This is a genomic window from Pseudopedobacter sp. (genome assembly GCF_040392825.1).
Lineage (GTDB): Bacteria > Bacteroidota > Bacteroidia > Sphingobacteriales > Sphingobacteriaceae > Pseudopedobacter.
Map to the genome: position 1 here is coordinate 1 of NZ_JBEBVH010000037.1, position 22,062 is coordinate 22,062.

Annotated in this window: 15 protein-coding genes; 1 reads left to right on the forward strand and 14 read right to left on the reverse strand. The window is 36.5% G+C overall.

Annotated elements, in window-relative coordinates:
* The 11 genes from ABWO41_RS04385 to ABWO41_RS04435 all read right to left on the reverse strand — a co-directional run.
* Positions 1–1,312 (reverse strand): NHL repeat-containing protein (locus ABWO41_RS04385; RefSeq protein WP_353134029.1); only part of this gene is annotated, 1,312 nt, incomplete at its 3' end.
* 127 nt (positions 1,313–1,439) lie between these two features.
* A complete protein-coding gene (locus ABWO41_RS04390; protein ID WP_353134032.1) occupies positions 1,440–2,903 on the reverse strand; it encodes a BNR-4 repeat-containing protein in 1,464 nt (487 codons plus the stop codon).
* Positions 2,904–3,075: 172 nt separating this feature from the next.
* A complete protein-coding gene (locus tag ABWO41_RS04395; protein ID WP_353134035.1) occupies positions 3,076–4,545 on the reverse strand; it encodes a RagB/SusD family nutrient uptake outer membrane protein in 1,470 nt (489 codons plus the stop codon).
* A 13-nt stretch (positions 4,546–4,558) separates the two neighbouring features.
* Entirely contained in the window at positions 4,559–8,023 is a 3,465-nt protein-coding gene (locus ABWO41_RS04400) for a TonB-dependent receptor (RefSeq protein WP_353134038.1), read from the reverse strand.
* A 172-nt stretch (positions 8,024–8,195) separates the two neighbouring features.
* Positions 8,196–9,347: a FecR family protein gene (locus ABWO41_RS04405; RefSeq protein ID WP_353134041.1), complete on the reverse strand. Its 1,152-nt coding sequence runs from the start codon at positions 9,345–9,347 to the stop codon at positions 8,196–8,198.
* 77 nt (positions 9,348–9,424) lie between these two features.
* Complete coding sequence (locus ABWO41_RS04410; protein ID WP_353134044.1) at positions 9,425–10,006, reverse strand: RNA polymerase sigma factor; 582 nt, start codon at positions 10,004–10,006, stop codon at positions 9,425–9,427.
* 102 nt (positions 10,007–10,108) lie between these two features.
* Positions 10,109–10,900, reverse strand: coding sequence for an endonuclease/exonuclease/phosphatase family protein (locus ABWO41_RS04415; protein ID WP_353134047.1), 792 nt, complete (start codon positions 10,898–10,900; stop codon positions 10,109–10,111).
* 41 nt (positions 10,901–10,941) lie between these two features.
* Positions 10,942–12,192: a glycoside hydrolase family 88 protein gene (locus ABWO41_RS04420; protein ID WP_353134050.1), complete on the reverse strand. Its 1,251-nt coding sequence runs from the start codon at positions 12,190–12,192 to the stop codon at positions 10,942–10,944.
* A 307-nt stretch (positions 12,193–12,499) separates the two neighbouring features.
* Positions 12,500–13,867: a tRNA uridine-5-carboxymethylaminomethyl(34) synthesis GTPase MnmE gene (gene mnmE / locus ABWO41_RS04425; protein ID WP_353134053.1), complete on the reverse strand. Its 1,368-nt coding sequence runs from the start codon at positions 13,865–13,867 to the stop codon at positions 12,500–12,502.
* Positions 13,868–13,887: 20 nt separating this feature from the next.
* Positions 13,888–14,466, reverse strand: a complete 579-nt coding sequence (locus ABWO41_RS04430) for a PAS domain-containing protein (RefSeq protein ID WP_353134056.1) — start codon at positions 14,464–14,466, stop codon at positions 13,888–13,890.
* 211 nt (positions 14,467–14,677) lie between these two features.
* Entirely contained in the window at positions 14,678–16,738 is a 2,061-nt protein-coding gene (locus ABWO41_RS04435) for a dipeptidyl-peptidase 3 family protein (RefSeq protein WP_353134059.1), read from the reverse strand.
* Between the two features lie 227 nt (positions 16,739–16,965).
* Between ABWO41_RS04435 and ABWO41_RS04440 the strand changes: the two genes are divergently transcribed.
* Positions 16,966–17,859, forward strand: a complete 894-nt coding sequence (locus ABWO41_RS04440) for a DMT family transporter (RefSeq protein ID WP_353134062.1) — start codon at positions 16,966–16,968, stop codon at positions 17,857–17,859.
* Between the two features lie 29 nt (positions 17,860–17,888).
* Here ABWO41_RS04440 and ABWO41_RS04445 read toward each other — a convergent pair whose 3' ends face one another.
* The 3 genes from ABWO41_RS04445 to ABWO41_RS04455 form a co-directional block, all read right to left on the reverse strand.
* A complete protein-coding gene (locus tag ABWO41_RS04445) occupies positions 17,889–18,896 on the reverse strand; it encodes an FAD:protein FMN transferase (protein ID WP_353134065.1) in 1,008 nt (335 codons plus the stop codon).
* Positions 18,897–19,016: 120 nt separating this feature from the next.
* Complete coding sequence (locus ABWO41_RS04450; RefSeq protein WP_353134068.1) at positions 19,017–21,020, reverse strand: TonB-dependent receptor plug domain-containing protein; 2,004 nt, start codon at positions 21,018–21,020, stop codon at positions 19,017–19,019.
* 104 nt (positions 21,021–21,124) lie between these two features.
* Positions 21,125–21,970 (reverse strand): hypothetical protein, encoded by an 846-nt coding sequence (locus ABWO41_RS04455; RefSeq protein ID WP_353134071.1) that lies wholly within the window; start codon positions 21,968–21,970, stop codon positions 21,125–21,127.
* Positions 21,971–22,062 lie beyond the last annotated feature (92 nt).

A 22,062-nucleotide genomic window follows, 5' to 3' on the forward strand; every position in this document is an offset into this window, starting at 1 on the left:
TGCTTTGTTCTGGTATTTGAGCAACCTTCTTCGGGTTGTGATTCTTCAAATCCCAAGTTGCCTTTGTGTTATATTGATAAAACTGACCTTTCGGGTATATACCAAAATATATATTATCATTATGCCCTGTCATCCCTTCGGTTTGTTCCAACCCGAGATGTTTTGTAGTAACACCTGTGCGGGGATCATAAACTGCATGCCCACCTGCAAGGTACCCTCCTGTCCATACTTTTTCGTCAGGACCAACCAAAATAGCATTAATAGGAATAGGTTGTCCGGGTATATTTAATAATGTTTTAACAATCTTATTTGTTTTTGTGTTAAACTGAACCAGATTTGCGCCGCTTGTAATAAAATAAAGATCATTATCCTTACCCCATCCAAAAGCATTGGCACTTCCTAGCCCTTCCCCTAATTGTTTAGCGGTGCTGACAGATTTTTCTGTATTGAAACGTTTCAGATTAGATTTTGAAGTATAATAGACCTCTTTCGTTTTAGGATGTGCAATAATTGCTTTCATATCCATTTCGGTAATCTCCTGTTCAAATTTCCTGGTCTTCAAGTTATAAACCAAAGTAATATTCCCAGAAGTAAGCAACACAAACAAACGGTCATTTCCATTTCTACCTGGTATAATTTCCAGACTATAAACAAACTCCTTATCTTGATATTTTCTTGGGAGTATTTCTTTTTTTGTACCCTTTAAGGGATCTATTTCCAAAAGATGAGCATGAGAACCTACGCCTGCATACAGCAAGCCTGTTTTTGCATGATAGGCTAAACTTCTTACATAATTTTCACTAGCAACCAAAGGTCCTTGAGCCACATCGGAAAAACCATCTTTTGGGTGGTATCTAAAAATCCTACAGCCGGGATAAGTAGCACCAAATACCTCGCCGTCTTTTCCCGCTGTTAAATTCCATAAATAGGTTTCTCCTTTTAGCGCTATTCCTAAATCGACAACTTCTTGTGTGCCCGGAAAGTGTTTAAACAAACTTCCGCTAGCTCCGGGGATATACAACGTTCCATCAGTAGATTGCGCCATATCCCAAACACCATCCGCATCTCCCAATGCTTTGTCTAATTTCAGTTCCTTTGTTTTTACGTCATAGGCCAATAAATGAGCAGGTTCACCTCTAACAACAGTATAAACTAGCTCATCTCCATTCGCAGAAGTTACAAAAATACTTCCCTGTATCATGGAAGCCGTTAATTGTGGTCCATGATCTGTGAATTTGCCTTTGTCTTGCGCCTTAATATGACTAAAACACAAACTGAACACAAAAAGACCTACTATTTTTATAAATCCCATAACTTAAATTTTATCTTCCTTCAAAAAATCTCGAACAAAATCGTCATTATTAAAATGAGGATAGGCCTCGTAGATTACAGGAAACACAAGTAAACAGTATTAAAAGTAAATATGAAATGCTTCATCCCTATCTTTTTGCTTTCTTTAACTTTTCTGGCTTTGCAAAATCAGTAGTCATTTGTTCGGGAAGCCTGTACACATTTCCTCTTTTATCTGAAAAATACAAACGCGATTCCGATTTCTGTCTCCCATGCCCATCTGCCCAAAAAGCATAAAAACCATTATGTACGTTCACCGGACGACGAGCATAGGAATGGTTAAATTGGCTATTGGACGTAAGTGCTTTACTTTTCCATGTTTTTCCTTCATTCTTACTTGTCCAAAGCACCATCTCTCCCCCGGTATTGTATGCTTGTGGACCTGATGTTGTCGGCCCAACTATTCGCCAAACACCTTTTTCATCAATATATAGCGAACCCATATCGTAATTACTACCTGACGTTGTTACAGGAATTATTTCCCATGAGCTGCCAGTATATCTGGCTATCGTCCATTTTCTTGGTCCTTGTTCTGGTCCAGACTGGAAACCTTTGCTGGTTACGTACAGAATAACAGGGTTTCCTTTTTTATCATAAGCTAAATCGTTGATATATACATTTAAGCCCAATGATTGGTAATCTTTAACCAAAGCCTTGTTTCTACTTTCTGTTAATGGAAGCGCTATCGTACTGCCATCTGCAATATTCCATGTCCGCCCCATGTCTTTCGTTTCCAGATAATATAAATTGGTTCTATAATTCAATCCGTTTTCTCCCTCTTTTATAGGATGAAAATTGAATGAAGTACCTATCTTTTGATCTAAATAACCCCCACTCGTTTGGTAATGTCCTTCTTCTATAATCGCAATATCTTTCCATTCGGAGTAATCTACACCGTCTTTGCTTGTCATATAACCAATACTTCGCCTCGGTTTTGACGGTTGATTGGGTATTACCTTTCTATCATAATGAGTAAAGAGGTTCAAAAACCCTTTCCCTTTCTGACGCCATGTTTGCAAATAAGAAAAGTTATTCATTGGTACTTTTTCACCGTCAACAATTTTCGTAGGAAAAATCCGCTTAAACTCATTGATATCATAAGGTTTCACACTTTTGTGTATGTATGCAGGCATGTGATCGGCATGTGCCGTAGAAAAAATCCAGATATAGCCTTCATCATCTATATTCATTACCGGATTATTGTGGGCATTATTTGTTTTTTTGTCTAATACAACCGTTGGCTTAGGTACTTGTTTGGTTTTGTGATCATAATAAGAGACTACATGCAACAACGTATTCCCCGATTTATCTGTACCTCCGTAACAAAAAAATGTTTTATCAACTTCTTTTGCATAAACAGATATTGGGTAATGATTGGCAGGATAAGTTGCTAATCCTCCACTATATTTATACACATATTTATCATTAGAAGGCTGGTTGCTATACCAAAGCCCACGGTAACCATCGTCTTTTATGTTTAATGTTAATGGTTCCTGTGCCTGCAAATTACAAGCAGTAATAAGTATCAAAAGAAGGCAGATTGCTCTTTTCATAATGAATAGCTATAAACTTATTGTATAAAGGAATATTAAACAGGGCGATCCGGAAAATGTCTTTTCACCAAATACATCTGAAAGACTAGATCTCTAGTCTTTCAGACATCCTCATTTCATAAAATCAATATCTCTTCCCGGATACCCTGTGCTCAAAAAAAGAATACTCTTACTAATTAGGGTAATCTGGATTTTGATATATTGGGCCTGGATTTATATCTATCTGACTCTGAGGCACTGGAAATATCGTATGATGTATCTGCATTCCCTTACTCGACATCACCGTAAGAGCTCTATCTGTTCTTACCAAATCAAACCAACGGTGTCCTTCAAAAGCTAATTCCACACGTCTTTCTTTTTCCACTGCTAACCTAAATGAAGCTTGATCTGGCAATTGTAAAGATACATCAGGGTTATTACTGGTTTTGCTTAATAAACCTGCTCTATTTCTTATCTGATTCAGGTAAGTAAAGGCGAGTCCATCGGGAACATAGCCCTGTTCATTTAGTGCTTCTGCATACATCAATAAAACATCTGCATATCTTAACACTATCCAGTTTACGTCGCTGTCAAGACTTGCGGCCGGAGTACCTGAATATTTAGCGATGTAATTATGTTGTACTGTATTTCCTGCAAGCACATAACTTGTACGCATAGAAATTGCTTTTCTTACATCTCCTGCTTCGTATGCATTGGCCATATCTGCTGTTGGAATATTTTGTCCCAAAGGATTTCCAACGCTCACAACTGCGGTGCCAGAACCTATTGGAGCAAACTGATTGGTAAACGGACTTCCTTCTCCTGAAACACCTCCCTTAAACTGCACTTCAAAAATAGATTCTTTATTATTTTCATTGGCTGCGCCAAATATATTGGCATAATTAGGCAATATCTGATATTTTGTTAATACCTGATTGTCTATTACTTCTTTTAATTTATTTGCCGCTAAATCCCATCTTTTTTGGGTCAGGTATACTTTTCCTAACAAAGACATAGCAGCACCTTTAGTTGCTCTGCCTATATCGGCTCCTACATATTCATAAGGCAAAGCAGTTTCTGCATCTGTTAAATCTGTAATAATCTGATTGTAGACCCTATCTACAGATTCCCTACCGTAAGTGTAACCTTCCTGAGGATTATTTATCATTTTTAAAACCAAAGGTACTGCCCCATAAACCCGAACAAGGTTAAAGTACATTAACCCTCTCAAGAACTTGGCTTCACCAATATATCTGGCCTTTAAGTTTTCATCCATCTCTACTGCTTGAATCTTTTCCAATACAATGTTGACAGATTGAATAGCCTGATAATGTCCCGCCCATGTATTACTACTAATGGACGTCGTCGGGATATTTTGAAAGTCATCTACCGCAACAAGATCTGAGCCTGCATTGGGATTGGTAATTTCTGTATTGTCAGATCTCAACTCTCCAATAATATGCATAGAAGAATAATATAAACCTCCATACTGCAAACCTCCGTATGCAGCAGTTAAGGCATTTTTCATATCTTCTCCGGTTTTATAAAAATTATTCCCGTTTTGCTGAGAGATAGGTGCAAGATCTAAAAAGTCTTTTGTACAACTGCTTGCCGAGAATATCACGAAAGCGTATGCAGCAAATATTGTTTTAATATTTTTCATATCAATCATTTTCTTAGAATCCAAAGTTTAAACCAAACATAAATGTACGAGCCAGGGGATAACCTCCAGAGTCGACTCCCGGCATTAAAGGATTTGCTCCTTCTACACTAACTTCGGGATTGTAACCTTCGTAATTAGTGAATGTAAAGGCATTTTGTACTGTAAAACTCAACCTTGCATTAGAGACTTTCAAAGTTCTTAATACCGATGCTGGCAAATTATATCCTAATGTGATATTTCGAACCCTTAAGAATGAACCGTCTTCTATAAATGCCGATGTAGCATTGTTAACTACGGAGGCTATTCCCAAAGCATTAAAATTACGGTCTAACTGAGGGGTTTTTCCATCTCCAGGCTGGGCTTCCGATTTCCAAGCATTTACTGTACTTCTCAATACATTGTATGAACCGGCATAATTACCATAAAATCTTCTTGCGGCATTCAATACTTCAAAACCTTGTACACCTTGCAATGTAAAGGAAAAATCAAAGCCTTTATATGCAAAAGTATTTGTCATACCATAGGTAAAATCAGGAAAAGGATTTCCAATATTTGTTCTATCATCAGCAGTAATTTCTCCGTCACCATTAATATCAGCAAATTTTAACTGTCCAGGTTTAGATGTCGGAAGACTTGGACTGTTGGCTACGTCATCCGCATTTTGGTACACACCAATTACCTTGTAACCAAAGAAAGAACCAGGTGCCGAACCAATTTCTGTTATATGTGTATTACCTGCAGCAAATGTTGTTTGTCTCGCCAAAATACGAGAACCATCAGGCCCTAAAGCCAATACTTTTACGTTATTGGTAGAAAAATTGAAATCTGTTGTCCACTTAAAGTCTTTTACCAGATTTCTACTTGTTAAGGTAAATTCGAACCCTTTATTCTCTATTTCTCCAATATTTTGCAATGCATTGGTATAACCTGTCAACGTAGGTACCGGAACATTCAACAATAGATCTGACGTTCTTTTATTGTAATAGTCTAACGATACAGCGATTCTGTGCTTAAGAAAACCCAACTCCAAACCTAAGTCCAGTTGCTTGTTTTTCTCCCACCCCAATAAAGAGTTTCCTATTCCGTTTAACCTGATACCGTTGTTAACCGTACCCCCACTTCCTCCTAAAGGATAATTATCTGCTACGGTTAATGCTATAGCACCGTAATTACTAATAAAATTGTTTCCGGTTAAACCATAACTAGTCCTTAATCTAAGCTCAGAAAGCCAACTGATATCTTTCATGAAGTTTTCTTCAGAAACTCTCCATCCCAATGAAATGGAAGGGAAAGCACCAAATCTATTGTCAAAACCAAAACGAGAAGAGCCGTCTGTTCTGAATGTTGCTGTTAATAAGTACTTATTATCATAACTATAGTTTATACGAGCCAAATAAGAAAGCAAAGCCCACTCCTCCCTTGTTGCTGTAGCGTTTGAAATTAAACCTGCAGCACTAATCGTCTTAATCTGATCGTTAGGAAAATTTGTAGCACTGATAGAGTTAAACTCGATATTTTCTTTTTGAATGGTGTATCCCAATAATCCATCGAAAGAATGCTTATTGATTTTCTTATTATAGCTCAAGGTAAATTCCGACAGCCAATTCCGACTTTCTAAAGTATTGTTGTTTGCTGTTGGAATTTTTGTTGGATTAACGCTATTGGGATTAATAATAGAAGGATTAAAAATCTGCTCTCTGAAATTTCTGATATCAGCACCTACCAATGCTTTAAATTTTAGATCTTTTATAATGTTTATTTCTGTGAAGGCGGTACCAAGCAAACGCATAGTTCCTTGTTGATGGAAATATTCCTTTGCTATTTTGACAGGATTATCTACTTCACTGGTTCCTATTCCCTGTCCGGTAATTTTAGTATAGTTACCGTCTGCATCATATGGACTCATGTGAGGTCCTGCTGTTAACGCCGATTGGATAATACCTCCTCCTTGCCAGTTTCCTTCTGCCAGACTCTGATTAGAAAAAGTATAGGACGGAGTAATATTGGCTCCGACTCTTACTCTTTTATTCACCTGAGATTCTACGTTGACACGGAAAGAATATCGCTTCATATCCGAATTTAGGATGATGCCCTCTTGAGTAAGGTAACCTCCGGAAACAAAATATTTAGTTTTCTCATTTCCGCCAGAAAAATTCAGCTGATAATTGCTCATTGGAGCAGTTCTGAATATTTCATTTTGCCAATTTGTACCTTCTCCCAAAGCATCCGGATCTGCAAAAATAGCAGGTAAACGATACATCACATTATTGGTACGGGCAGAATTAGGATCAGATGCCGAATTACCTGGAGCCAGATTTACCCATGCATTATTTCTTGATTCGTTAATATAGTTTGCAAACTCTCTGGCATTTAAAACATCCAAAGTTCTTTCTACCTGTTGCACTCCTGTATTCAAACTGACATCTATTTTTGAAACACCGGATTTACCAGATTTTGTAGTTATAATAACAACTCCGTTAGAACCTCTTGAACCATATATCGCCGTTGCTGATGCATCTTTTAAGACCTGAATATTATCAATATCTGATGGATTAATAGTATTTAGCGGATTATTTCTTTGATTAAAATCATTGGTTATTGGAAAACCATCTACAACGTACAACGGCTCGTTACCCGCACTTAAAGAACCAGCACCTCTAATTCTTACTGTAGAACCGCCTCCTGGTGCACCTGTTGCCTGCGTAACCTGTACACCTGCCATTTGAGCAGCCATAGCGTTATCTAAACTTACTACCGCCTGATTTTTGATTTTTTGCGCACTTAATGAGCTTATTGAACCTGTAATGTCTTTACGCTGCTGCGTACCATAACCTACAACTACTACTGTGTTTAGCCCCTGACTATCTACTTTTAGTTTTATCGGAATATTGGTTTGCCCTGCAATATTTATCTCCTGAGTTGCGAAACCAGTGAAACTAATTTGTATAGTCTCATTTCCTGTAAGCCCTGTCAATGTAAAATTCCCATTTACATCTGTCATAGTTCCTTTAGTAGAACCTTTTACTTTTATAGAAGCTCCCGGCAATGCCATATTGTCTTCATCGACTACCCTACCTTTTACCTCTTTCTGTTGCAGTGATGGTTTTTCCGACTTAATCACTACTTTATTGACAACAATGGTTTTATTGTCTATAGAATATTCAAACGGCTGATCTTTAAAACTTTCAGATAAAGCCTTTTGAATACTTACATCTTTAAAATCTATAGTAACTGGCTTTGCCAGCAGTATTTCATTTGATTTATAAAAAAAATAATATCCACTCTGTTTCCCTATCTCAGTTAATACTTTTTCCAGAGATAAATCTTTCCCCTTCAAACTGATATTTTGAGAAAAGCTTTTTGCATTGATTTGCAAACAACCGATAATTAATAAAATAATTGTTAGTTTCATCCTGAGAAACAATTGGATACGGGTAAATCTACTTGTATAGATTTCGCCATAAAGTTTTAATTGCATACTTTTGTCAAGTTTGGTTAATAATTCGAGATAACTGTCAGATGTTCTTTTGGGCTTTAATCTAAACTCTTTTCCGTAAGGAAAAATTAAAAGCCGGCTGTGTTAGCGCACTCCGGTTTTTTGTTTAATAGCCATGAGGTGTTAATATTTATCCATATTTTCAATATTTGGTTTAAGGTTTATTTGATACTATAATTGTTCTTCCGTCTATTTCCACATCAATATTGCTTAATTCCAGAATACGCAAGATTTCCTGAATGTTATTACTTCTCTTAAGCTTTCCACCAAATAAATCTTTCGTGATTTCACCTCTATATTCAACATCGACATTATACCACCGTGCAACCTGAGACATAAGGCTGCGCATGTCTGTATTATTAAATTTAAAATAACCGTTTTTCCAGGCAATATCCATCTCGGTATCAGAAGATACGACATTCAAATTCGATGTCTTTTTAGATAAAATAGCTGCCTCTCCCGGACTAAGAATTTCACCAGATTTACTATTGCCTAATAAGCTTACTTTTATGCTTCCTTCCAAAAGTGTAGTCTTGGCGGTTTCATCTTCGACATAAGAATTAACATTGAAATGTGTACCTAAAACTTCTATAATTTGGTTTTGGGTATGTATTTTAAATGGCTTATACTTATTTTTTGCTACTTCAAAATATGCTTCACCTACGATATCTACACGGCGCTCTTCGCCTTTAAATCTAGTTGGAAAAGTAATTTTCGTATCAGCATTAAGCCAAACTTTTGTTCCGTCTGAAAGAATTAACTGATACTGTCCCCCACGTGGCGTCGTTAATGTATTTATAGAAGCTAATGCATTTTCTGTAATTTCATAGGTTAAAAGTCCATCATTATTCTTACTGATAATAACACCACTTTCGTTTGACAAAGTTCCTTCTGCTTTGTCATTCAAGACAATATTGCTTCCGTTAGCCAAAGTTAATACTGCCTGGTTTGAACCTGGAACAATCAATGAATCGACACTATTTTTAGTGTTTAACTCCTTTTTACCGGACTGCTGTATAAACTGGATTGTAATCGTAAAGGCAATAAGAAGTACTGCTGCTGCAGCCCATTTCCAATAAGAGACCTTTAACTTTGGTAGTATAACTTCCTCTATGACTATATTTTGATGTAAATAGTCACGCATGCTATCTTTCAGCCTTAACCTTTCTGTTTCATGCATGGCTTCCAATCCATCATCACTTAAATCAAATAATTTATAATATGCCTCCAGAAATGCTCTTTCCCGTTCTGTTGCAACTCCTTTATTGTATTTTTCTACAAGCTCTAATAATGCTTTCTTATTCATTACTATTTATGGCTATTATTAGCCTTTAATGGTAAAGAGCGTAAAAGCGTAAAAAGTCCCACGGAAATTTTATTTTTTTATTTATAGAAGTGAAACAGCATAACAAAATATAGTACTTCAAAAGAGGACCTCAACTGCAACATACTCTTTGCCAACTGGTTTTGCACAGTTTTACGACTGATATTGAGCTTCTCGGAAATTTCTTTCGTACTCATATCATCATGAAAACGCATTCTGAAAATCTTTTGTTGAGCTTCCGTTAATGTATCTACCAAAGCTTCATATTTCACTATAAATTCTTTTCTCAGAATTTCTGCATCAGCTTGCTCTTTGGTTTCTTTTAATTCGGCAATAATATCGGATATTGGTGTAGTTTTTTGCTCCTTTTCCATCCACTTAAAGACATTGTTTTTTACAGCGGTAAATAAGTATGGTGCAAAATTGTCTATTTCTATCTCGGCTCTCTTTTGCCATATATGAAGAAAAATATCCTGAGTGATATCTTTGGCATAGTCCGGATCCTTTAAGCGTTTATAAGCTGCTCTATATACTTGCTCCCAATATTTATCATAAAGAGAATCGAATGCAGCTATATCATTGGATTTTATTTGCTGCAACAATAGTTTATCGGTTTCTTTATTATTTCTGGAAAGCATCATTAGAATGTAATCAAAAATATTGATTATTTTAAATAATGCAATTTTTTCATATCTAAATTTTCAACATTTCAACACCATAAACGCTAATTTATACGCTAAAAATTAATCAATTGCAATTTCTGCGAGCACAGGGTAATGATCTGAAGAGTTATTCTCACTAAAAACAGTATGCTTTTTTATTTTGAACAAAGATGACTTACTATAGGCTATAAAATCTATAGCTTTTTCATCTTCTTGACAAGTAACCGGACAAATTTCACAAGACCTTGTAAATTCACCATCCATTATATCCAATGTTTTGCTTGTGATAGTATCATTCCAGTCGCCAGCAATAATCATTGGTAAATTCTGGCTTCTTACCAGTTCTGTAATTTGTTTAGCCTGCAATAATCTGTTACCTGTCTCTAAAACATCTAAATGGGTATTAGCGAATAAGAAAGAAGTAGTTTTAGCAATTTTTAAAGTAACAAGCTGTAAAATACGAGGTTCTGCACTTGTATCTGCTACGCTGCTTAGCCGAATAGATCGGGGGTCTTCTATCTTGAATTTGGAAAGTATAGCTAAACCATACTCTCCTTCATCAAAATCTATAGCTTTTGAAAAAAACACATGCATATTTAGTTTCTTCGCTAAAATCTCTGCTTCATTGATATAACCGCTTCTTTTCGTGTGTACATCCACTTCCTGCAAAGCAACAATATCTGCTCCTGTATCTGCAATAGTTCTTGCTATAGCATCGATATCTATTACATGTTCTTTTGCCGGTGGATTAGCATGATGTATATTATAAGTCATTACTTGAATTACAATTGACTTTTTGGTTATCTCCTGGGAAAATGCATGGCATTTCAGTACACTAACAATTACTAAAAGAAGAATATACTTTAGACGCATTTTTATTGTATTAAAAAAATTGACAAGGTTCATAAAATATGTTATTTCATATTTTTGAGTCTGGTTAAAGCTTCTAAGAAATAATAATCTGCATAAATTAAAGGAACATCAATTTCTCTATTGCTTGGTAAATTGCCCGTACTGTGCTTTAATAAAAAATATGGATTATTATTATCTGTGTTCAAATAAACATCGCTACTTAACGATTTTAACATTACAACTGCTGCATTGTAATACTTTGATTTATGCTTACTTTCTACGTATGTACTTAATTCTAATAAGGCAGAACTTGCTATTGCGGCAGCAGAAGCATCTCTTGGTGTTTCTTTGAATCGATTGGCATCAAAATCCCAGTCTGGATAAAATCCAGGTTGTCCAACATTAAAATCCCAATATGGAATTTTATCTTTTGGTAAATTCGGATGATCCAAGAAAAAGTCTGCCATATTCATTGCTGTTTGCAAAAAACGATCATCCTTGGTCTCCCTATAAACTGTAGTAAAACCATAAATTCCCCAAGCTTGCCCTCTTGCCCAGGTAGATTCGTCAGAAAAGCCCTGTAAAGTTTGCTTATGCAATACTTTCCCCGTATTTGGATCATAGTTTACTACGTGGTAAGAGCTATGATCTTTTCTTAAGTGATTTTCCATTGTTTTTATGGCGTGATTAATTGCTACTTGTTTAAAAAAAGGATCATGAGTAACTTTGGAAGCATAAAACAACAACTCCAAATTCATCATATTATCCATAATCACAGGATATTCCCAAAGATTAATATCTCCTTTAGATTTTCTGACGTTCCAAGATTGGATGCTTCCAACAATTGGAGAATATCTTTTGGTTAGTGATTTTGCCGACTGGATTAATATATCCTGATATTTTGGATGATTAACATAATTTAAAGCATTACCATAGCTACAGAACATCATAAACCCAATATCATGGTGACTGGTGTTGTACTGATTGCTTTCCAAAGAATGTGTCCATTGTAAAGCAGCTTCTTTCCATTTCTCTTCTTTGGTATGATTATACATAAACCATAAAATACCCGGCCAAAAACCACCAGTCCATTCATCTATCTGAAGATATTTGATTGTACTATCTTCATTTAAAGAATGTGGATAATCTTTAAAATTCCCATTGGTAACCTCTAAAAGATTTAGGTATAAAGGTTTTGCCGTATCAAAACTTTTATCTACAAAATCATTATCCCGATCAGCACACGAGCTACTAGCAATATTCAAAATAAATAAAAATACGTAGGCTAGGAATTTACTTTTTTGCTTCTTCATTAGAAATATTTTTCTGATTGGTTTATATCAAAGAGCTGTAAATGGGAAAAACTCCCATCATTTTTTAAATATAATTTTCTCTTGTATCAATTGAGGATGGTGATGGCAGTGATGAGAAAATAAAACAATATCAAAAATAGGATTATGAGCTTTTTAAGATAAAAATAAGGTACGCCTTCTTTGGTTTAAAAACACAAATTAATAATTTGAGGTAAAAAAAGCACAAATTGAATCAAAAAACATCAAAACCAACAAAAAAGCCCTAAAAGGGCTTTAAATGCTATTTATATAGATTTATTTTGACATCCTATTTTCCGATACAAAACTTACTAAATATATTATCCAACAAATCATCCGTAGTCACTTCCCCGGTAATCTCACCTAAATGATATAAGGATTGCCTGATATCCATCGCCAGAAAATCCGAAGCGACCGGATTATCTATACCATACAAAACTCTTATTAAAGCTTCGTTTGTTTTTTGCAATGCTTCTACGTGTCGGATATTGCTTACCATTACATCTTCAGAATTTAGATTGGCCAGATTCACAATCTCCAATAGCTTATTCTGCAGTTCTTCTATACCCGAATTGTTCTTGGCAGATATGAATAATGGCTCCAACTTACCGTAAGCTTCAAGCTGTTCAGTATCCAGTAAATCCTTTTTATTTACAACCAGCAAATATGGTATATTGTAAGCTTTTACTTCGGCTAATTGTTGCTTTACCGCATCAATATCATCTTGTATCGGGTCTGCCAGATAAACCAGTAATCTTGCTTGTTTGATTTTTGCTAAAGTACGCTCAACTCCCTCCGCTTCTATTACATCTTCTGTTTCACGAATACCAGCTGTATCTATAAATCGGAAAATGACACCTTTAATGTTGATTTCGTCTTCTATGGTATCGCGGGTTGTTCCGGCAATGTCAGAAACAATGGCTCTTTCCTCGTTTAGTAACACATTGAGAAGTGTAGATTTACCGACATTAGGTTTACCTGCGATAACCACGGGCACACCATTTTTCAGAACATTTCCCTGATCAAAAGACATAATCAGTTTATCCAAAACCTTTTGAATATCCAGAATTAACTGCTTTAACTGATCTCTGTTGGCAAATTCAACATCTTCCTCAGAGAAATCCAGTTCAAGTTCAATCATGGAAGCAAAATGAATCAATTGATCGCGCAGGTTTTTCAGCTCGTTGGAAAAACCACCACGCATCTGTTTCATTGCCAATTGGTGAGAAGTTTCTGAGCTGGATGCTATTAAATCGGCTACTGCTTCTGCCTGAGAAAGATCTAAACCACCATTCAGAAATGCTCTTAAAGTAAATTCTCCCGGCTTAGCTCCCCTGGCACCATTTTTAATCATCAACTTGATGATACTTTCAATAATGTAAGACGAACCGTGACAGCTGATCTCTACAATGTTCTCTTTAGTGTATGATTTTGGTGCGATAAATAAAGTCACCAAAACTTCGTCTACAATCAGATCTCCTTCGCGGATAGTTCCGAAGTGTACAGTATGCGAATCCTGCTCTTCCAGATTTTTCCCTCTAAAAACTTTATTGGTTATTGTGATAGCATCTGGTCCCGATAATCTGATGACTCCTATTGCTCCTGCACCTACTGGAGTAGCTAGCGCTACAATTGTATCTTCTGCGTGTATAGACATGGCACAAAGATAATTGATTTTTACTCAGCTTTCTCAACGATATCTTTGATAGAACCCTCTAATTCATTAATGCTCCGCTTTAGCATATCGTATATAGAAGCATTATGATCGCTCAGTTTTTGATACTCAAAAAGATCTATTAATCCCAGTATATTGGCAACCGGTCTCCTAACCTGATGAGACTGCATCAAAGCAATTTCCTCCAGCTCTTCTTTTCGTCTGAGAAGTTCGAATTCCTGCTGTTTTCTTTTAGTAATATCTATACGGATAGAATAATAATTCTGTATCTTATGGCTTTCATCCATTTCTGGAATAATAAAAGTGTCTACCCAATAAATAGATCCATCCTTTGCTTTGTTTCTAATTTCTCCACGCCATAGCTCTCCCGAAGAAATTGTTTCCCACAACTCTTTAAAAAAAGATGTTGGATGATAACCGGAATTAACAATCTGATGACTCGAGCCAATAAGCTCCTCTTTACTATATTTTGATATTTCACAGAATTTATCATTCGCATAAACTATCTTTCCCTGCCTGTCTGTTATTGCAACAATACTCAACTTATCTAAGAGACTATAATAAAATTCAGATCTTATCATCAATAATAATTTACATATCCTTTGGTTAAAAAAAATAATTGCAAATTTAACCTATTCATCTAAATGCAATATGATCTAAGTCGCTTTTATAATTGATATTGAGTAACTTTTTTAATACTTAATCTGCAATAAAAAAGCCGTTGCGAGCAGAACCTTTGATATCAATGGGTTTATGCTCACAACAGCTTTATATGGTTTAATTGGTAAATTACTAATTCAATGCAGGCAGATAGGAATAGTTCTTGGCATAATCCATCATCTGCTCAAAGAACGATGTCGGATAGGTAACCTGCACATCTACAATTTCTTCATTTTTAAATACAGGAACTAGCCTGGGCTGTATAAAGCCTTTGTAAGGTTTCACATTCAGTTTAGCGAACCTTTCCAATACTTCTTTTAATAAAGACTGATCTACTTTTACACCATAATTCTCTACCAGATTTTTCCCTGCCTGATAATCGCCTTCCGATTTTATTCTTTGTATTTCCCGTAACAAATCGCCAAAAAGAACCCTCAGTTTCTGATAGTCGTTAATTTTAGTGTAAGTCTTTCCGTTTTGCTTAACAAACTCAATTACATTATCTTTCTTTCCCTTTTCATAAACCCACATGGCATTAAGTTGTCTGTTACGCATATGTGCCTCTTCCAGATTATGTCCGGGTTTAATACGCGTAAGCTGGGAAATGAGCCCATTCATAATATAGCTATCGTATTCGGCCTTCCCTACTTCTAAACTCGGCATCACACCAATATCAACCAGTTTTTGATCCATAACATAATATAATGCAACTAAATCTGCTCTGGCTTCCTCTAAGGTAGAAGCATAGGTTTTTAAAGTTTTATCAGGAGTTTCTACTCCCGGATTAATCTGTCCTGAAGCATGACCGATACATTCATGCATATCGGTATGTAAATCGGAAGATAAGTTTCCGTACGCTCTGATTCGTTTTTTCACATCATCACCAAAAGCAAACTCATCAAGCATACCACTGGTATTACTCATCACATTATATGAGTGCACAATATTGCTTAATGAGACAGATTTTGACCCATAGTCCCTCCTAATCCAATCGGCATTAGGCAAATTAATCCCTATTGGAGTCGAAGGACTGGCATCGCCTGATTCCTGAATAACTGTAATTACCCTGGCCGTGATTCCTTTTACACTCTTTTTCTTATGAGACGGAATTAAAGGGGAATTGTCTTCAAACCATTGTGCCTGATCTGATATGAGCTTAATACGTTTGGTAGCTTCTTCGTCTTTCATAGAAACCACACTTTCAAAAGTTCCTTTTTTACCAATAGCATCATTATAAACTTCTATAAAGCCATTAATCACATCTAAATGCGATGCCGTATCTGCTACCCATGCAATACTGTAATCATCAAAATCTTTCAGATTTCCGGTTTGGTAGTAATGTATCAATTTCTTCAAAGCCAGACGTTGCTGATCATTTTCTGCCACTTCAACAGCCTTTTTCAGCCAATAGACAACTTTCTCTAAAGCAGCGCTGTACATGCCTCCGATTTTCCAGACTTTCTCTGTTACCTGTCCATTTTCTTTTATCACTTTGGAGTTCAGTCCCCAGGAAGGAGCATTTCCTCTTGTATCAAATTTTGCATAAAAAGCCTCTACTTCGTTCTGTGTTACACCTTCGTAAAAATTGTTAGAAGAAGCGGCTACATTGTCTTTGCCTTCTGTAAGGTCTACCAGTTTGGGCTGGAAATTGACATCAAAAACATAAGGTTTTATACGTTCTAAAAAAGCAGGTTGTGTTTCATTTGACAAATAAGGAAATCCTGACGAGTTGGAGCCTTTTACTAATTCCGAGAAATATTCGAATGAACAAGCCGGAATAAATTTCTCGTTACCATAATGATGATGATTCCCATTACTGAACCAGAAACGCCCGCAATATTCTTTAAACTGTTCCCATTCTTTAGTGTTTTTATCACCGTTATAGGTAGCATAGATATTTTCCAGCGTCTTTCTGATAGTTAAATTGTACTTGCCTCTCTGGTCGTAAGTGATGTCTCTGCCACATAATGCTGCTTCTGACAAATAATAAGCAAGTTTTTTTTGCTGTAGAGTGAGCTTATCAAAGCCCGGCACCTGATAGCGCAAAACCTGTAAATCTGCAAAAGATTCTGCTTCTACATTAAAAGCGCTATCCGCACTTTTCGAACTGCCATTTCCCTCTTTAGACTGCTGATTGCAGGCGCTTACTGCTAAAGCTAAGGACGATGCAATCAAAAAACTGGAATATTTCATATTAATTTGGATATATATGATAATTAAAACTCTTTACTAACAATTCAAACTGGAATAAGTTGAGATTTTTTCCTAATGTAGCAATTATAGATATCGCTTTATTCCCTTCTGAATAAATCTGCAGCTTATTGGATAAAAAAGTTCTTGATATTGTTAACTGTAACCGTAAAAATAATAAAAATTGTAACTATGCTTAGCCAGGTAAACTGTCTACTTTTACAAGATATATGAGTACTCAAACAGCTTCACATAAACGAAGCACCAGTATAACTAATGGGTGGGTCAATGGCTTCATTGGCGTATTAATATTCAGTGGTTCGCTTCCCGCAACAAGAGCCGCGGTTTTGGATTTTGACCCCGTATTTTTAACTGTAGCAAGAGCCTCAATTGCTGGCTTAATTGCAGTGCTGGTTTTACTGATCGCTAAAGAAAAACGCCCGGAAAAAAATCAGCTTTTACCTTTAGCAACTGTTGCAATAGGTGTGGTTGCTGGTTTTCCCTTACTTTCTGCACTGGCTTTGCAATACATTACATCTGCCCACTCTCTGGTTTTTTTAGGCTTATTACCGCTTGTTACAGCTTCTTTTGGCGTACTAAGGGGAGGCGAGCGCCCTCAACCCATATTTTGGCTGTTCTCAATCATAGGGAGTCTCCTCGTTATCGGATATGCAGTTTCGCAAGGTCTCAAAGCTTCGCCAATCGGCGACCTGTTCATGCTGGGTGCTGTTATACTATGCGGATTTGGTTATGCGGAAGGTGCAAAACTTTCAAAAACATTGGGTGGCTGGCAGGTAATATCCTGGTCTTTGGTATTATCATTACCGCTTGTATTACCTTTGCTGTTTATTTTATTTCCGCCTTCGTTTTCAGAAATTAGTGCTCCGGCATGGATTGGGCTTGCTTATGTATCATTATTCAGTATGTTTATTGGATTTATTTTCTGGTACCGCGGTCTCGCACAAGGAGGTATAGCTGCTGTAGGGCAATTACAATTGCTACAACCTTTTTTTGGCTTAGCTTTAGCTTACGCTTTGCTTCATGAAGAAATAACTGCAGGCATGCTGAGCATAACCCTGGGTGTTATCTTTTGTGTTGCCGGGGCAAAAAAATATGCCAGTTAAAGCCTGATTGAGTTAAAGTGTGTATTGCTTCAATTAACAAACAATTTTTGGAACCCTTTGCTGGCTGCTGTTTTGATATTTCCTGAAGCATCTTTATAAATAATATAAATTTCTATGTCCTTATTTTTCTCGGTATAGGCCAATGCTTCCTTTGCGGTCATAGCGATAATGATATTATCATAACCATCTGCAAGCATGGCATTTTTAGCCACAATGGTAGCGCTGATAATTTCTCCTACATAAGGATATCCCGTCCTGGGATTAATATGATGCGATAATTTCTGGTGATTACTTTCTATAAACTTCCGGTAATTACCGGCTGTGGTAATAGCCCCCTGTTTTAATTCTACTATAGCATTTAAATGTCGTTCTATAGAATTAGGTCCTTCTGGCTGCTCTACTCCTACTTTAAAATTGCTTCCGTCTGGCTTGGGTCCTTTCACACGTAATTCTCCGCCAACTTCTATGAGGTATTGTTTTATTCCCTTTGCAGCAAGAAAATCAGCAATAACATCTACAGAATAGCCTTGTGCAATGCCGTTAACATCAAGGGTAACGCCTTTGGCTTTCTTATAAAGCTTATTTCCCGTCAAACCTATTTTATCTGAGCCCACATATTGCAATACACTATCTACTTCATGTTTCTGCGGGGCCTTTACTACTTTCTTTGTTCCAAATCCCCATAGTTTTGCCAAGGGAGCAATAGTAATATCGAATATGCCATTACTTATCTTATTCAGTCGTAAAGATTCCTGAATTACATTTTTAAAGTGTTTATCTACTACAATCTCCTGAGTATCGTATTGATTGAATTTGGAAATTAAGGAGTTAGGAATATAAATAGACATAGACAAATCTATTGCTCTAAGCAAGCTGTCTACTTCCTGCTTTGTTACAGGCTGACCTTCTGCATAATAAATTACAGAATAGGTAGTCCCCTGCGCATAACCATTAAACTGTACTTTCTTAGGTTCGGCTTTTTTAAAAGAAAGTAATCCTAACAATAAAATGCAATATAAATACAAAAGGACCTTCATGAAACTGATTATATATACGTGTAATAGCGATTATGCTATACAATTATAGCAATTAATTAACCGGACTTACAATTTAAAAATTGTAAATCCGGCGGTTAATGCATAATACAGCTGTAAACATCAAAAATTCCAGATGAGATTTACAAATACATTTCGGCCCATTCTGGGCAGTCTGTTCCAATCGGCAAATGTGGTATAGTTTTTATCTAAAAGATTTTCTACACCGGCTTTTAGCGTAATGGTTCTTGCCCCTATTTTAAAATGATTGGATGCGGACAGATTAAAAACAGTATATGCCGGTAATTCCATTTCACCAAATTCCGGATTGAACCTGTTCTGTTTGCCAGCACCTTCAACCGAAGCATCGGCAGAGAACGTTTTAACTGAATAAGTAATACCAGACCCATACGTAAAAGGTTGCATTAATGGTAAATACTTCACATGCTCGCCTGACCCTCTGCGATATCCTAATCTGCTTGTCCATAATAACCCTTTTCCTATTTGGTAGCTTACATCTATCGAACTGTTGAAAATATTTGCGTATTTCAGCTGTTCATAGATTTTGACTCCCGATGCTCCTATTGTCATTACACTTAACCCGCTTTTGGGCCTTCCAATAATATAATCTATAATGCGAAAGTATGAACCAGACAACTTAGCGGAGAAACGCGATTGAAGGTAAGAAATACTGCCATTGAAACTGGTCGATTTCTCGTTCTTCATCTCCGGATTACCAATATAATCGAACCGGTCAAAACTATTAAACAGGTAAAATCCATAACCCTCCGAAACGCTTGGAGCTCGCTCTCCATAAGCTGCCCCAAGATGATACTGCCAGTTTTCATTTTCGTACTGAAAAGCCGTAGAAAATCTTTTTAACAATCTGGTCTTGTTTTCCGGCATATCCGGATAAAATATCCTCAGGCTTTCTAATCCAAATTGATTACTAACTACGTTATCTTGCACACCTAAACCTGCACTGAATATCGCCTTCCATTTTTTGGATAATGTGTAAACGTCTTCGGCAAATAAATCACCATAATAGGTATGTATACCAGGCCATGTAAGCATAAACATATCTTTCTCACCAGGAGTGTTTGAAAACATAGTCATTTCTGCCAGTGACTCATTAAAATGCCCACTCAGGCTGGCCTTCCAGTTATGTTTCTTTACAGTTCCCTGCATCAGCGAATAAAATCCGGCTGTTTTACTCCAACCGGGCATATCCATCCGTATAGGCACAATCGGGCGCTTGGTGTCGTCCATCACATGCGTTACATCATTGTAATAAAGTTTGGTTTGCCATTGCTGTATAGTTGGCGATATGTGATGACGGGTATAAGCTACCGATCCAATAAAGGCTTTAGCCAACGAAACATCCATTGTCAATGCCGGATAGCCTACGTTTGTTGCCTTGTCATAAATCAGTGAAGCTTCTACTTGCTGGTGCTCATCAATTTTATATCCCGCAATTGCAGATACATTGTATTTGGTAAACTGCGAATATAAAATCTCCTGATTGCCTCCTGCTTTATAGTTTTCAGCATCTCGCAACGTGAAATCAACATCTGCGAAGAATTTAGGAAGCGTATAAGATAAAGCTCCTCCTATAATCTTCTGCTGATTATTGGTTTCAAAACCACTAAAAGCCATCCCTTTTAAACCCTTCTCCCCAAAAGTACTTTTTTTACGTACCAGGTCAAGACTGCCTGCTATGGTGGTCCCCCCAACGGAACCAGATTGGCCACTATGGATGTTTGCCTTGGCAAGATTAGTGATTTCTACATATGAAGTAACCGGATCCATTTTATCGGTACATGCCGCATAAATCCGCATACCGTCAATAGTAATTACACTACGCTCAGATGCCATACCATTCAAAAAGGGTTCCCATGCATAACTTCCTCTCCTGATCATATTTATAGTGCTGGCTTTTTCAAGATAGCTATCCAGGGTAGTCAATGGTTTAGCTGTTTTATCAGAAAGTTTACGCGGAGCAATAACTACCACTTCCTGTAACAATTCAGTTTTTAACGTATCTGTATGTTTCATGGCACTGTGCTGAGCCAGCGCTACTCCTCCACACATTAAATACAGCGCACAAAAAAGAGTAAATCTAAACATAATAGAGATTTTGCAGTATTAACATTTTTAAACCACAAAGAAAGCACACAAGTCCGCAAAGCCTTTGTATTGGAATAAGCTTTGCAAACTTGGTGACAAAACATTTAAAATTCCAGTTCGAAATAGATACTACTACCTTCGTTGGTTGGTGTAACTGCTTCGCCTTTTATTATATTTTGCGAACTATCTTCAATCTGCAAATTAATCTTCCAGTAACCTGTCATAGTTAAACTAAGTTTACCCTGATACATTTTGTCTTGCCCCTGAGTAAGATCAACATTGTTAGGTGAACTGTGATTACCCATACCAGGCATTCTTGGGTCTATTTTAATCTTATAATTATCTACCATTACAAAATTGGTCATAGATTCCATCCTGTAAAGCACCGCTTTCATATCGTTTACGGCTACACGTGGGTTAGAAGGCTCTGCCAGTGCAACCACATAACGTTTATTGTCACTACCCTGAAAAGATTCGACAACACGCTTAGGTGCTGCTGTTACCATAATTTTATCTTTGGCAGTGTATTCTTTACCATTAATGGTATAATTCAATGCAAGCTCCCAATATTCGGTATCATTCCCTGCCATTTGAAATACAATATAGCCTGTAAAGGTTGATTGTGCATTCTCTTTTTTTGTAATTGAAGAAAACGGACAAGAATGACTCATGCTCGTCATATGCATTAGCGGTGCCCATGTAGCAGCAGTATTATTTACCAAACTGCCATTAGCATTTTTTATTTGAAAATATATTTTGTTGTAACCTGTTTGAAACTTACCATTAGAAGTATATAATTCTATTTGGTGCGCATCATTACTAATAGTGGTCACTAATTGTAAACCTTCAAGTTCATTAGAAACTACAGGATCTTTATCTTTAGAACAAGCAATAAATAAAGAAACAGCCATTACAATAAGGCTATAATTTAATATGTTATTAATATTCATTTTCTGATTTTTATAATTAATCAGGCATCTTCCCGATGCCACAGTCTTTGAGCTTTGTTAGAACATGGCATAAAACCATTCTCTAGTCAATT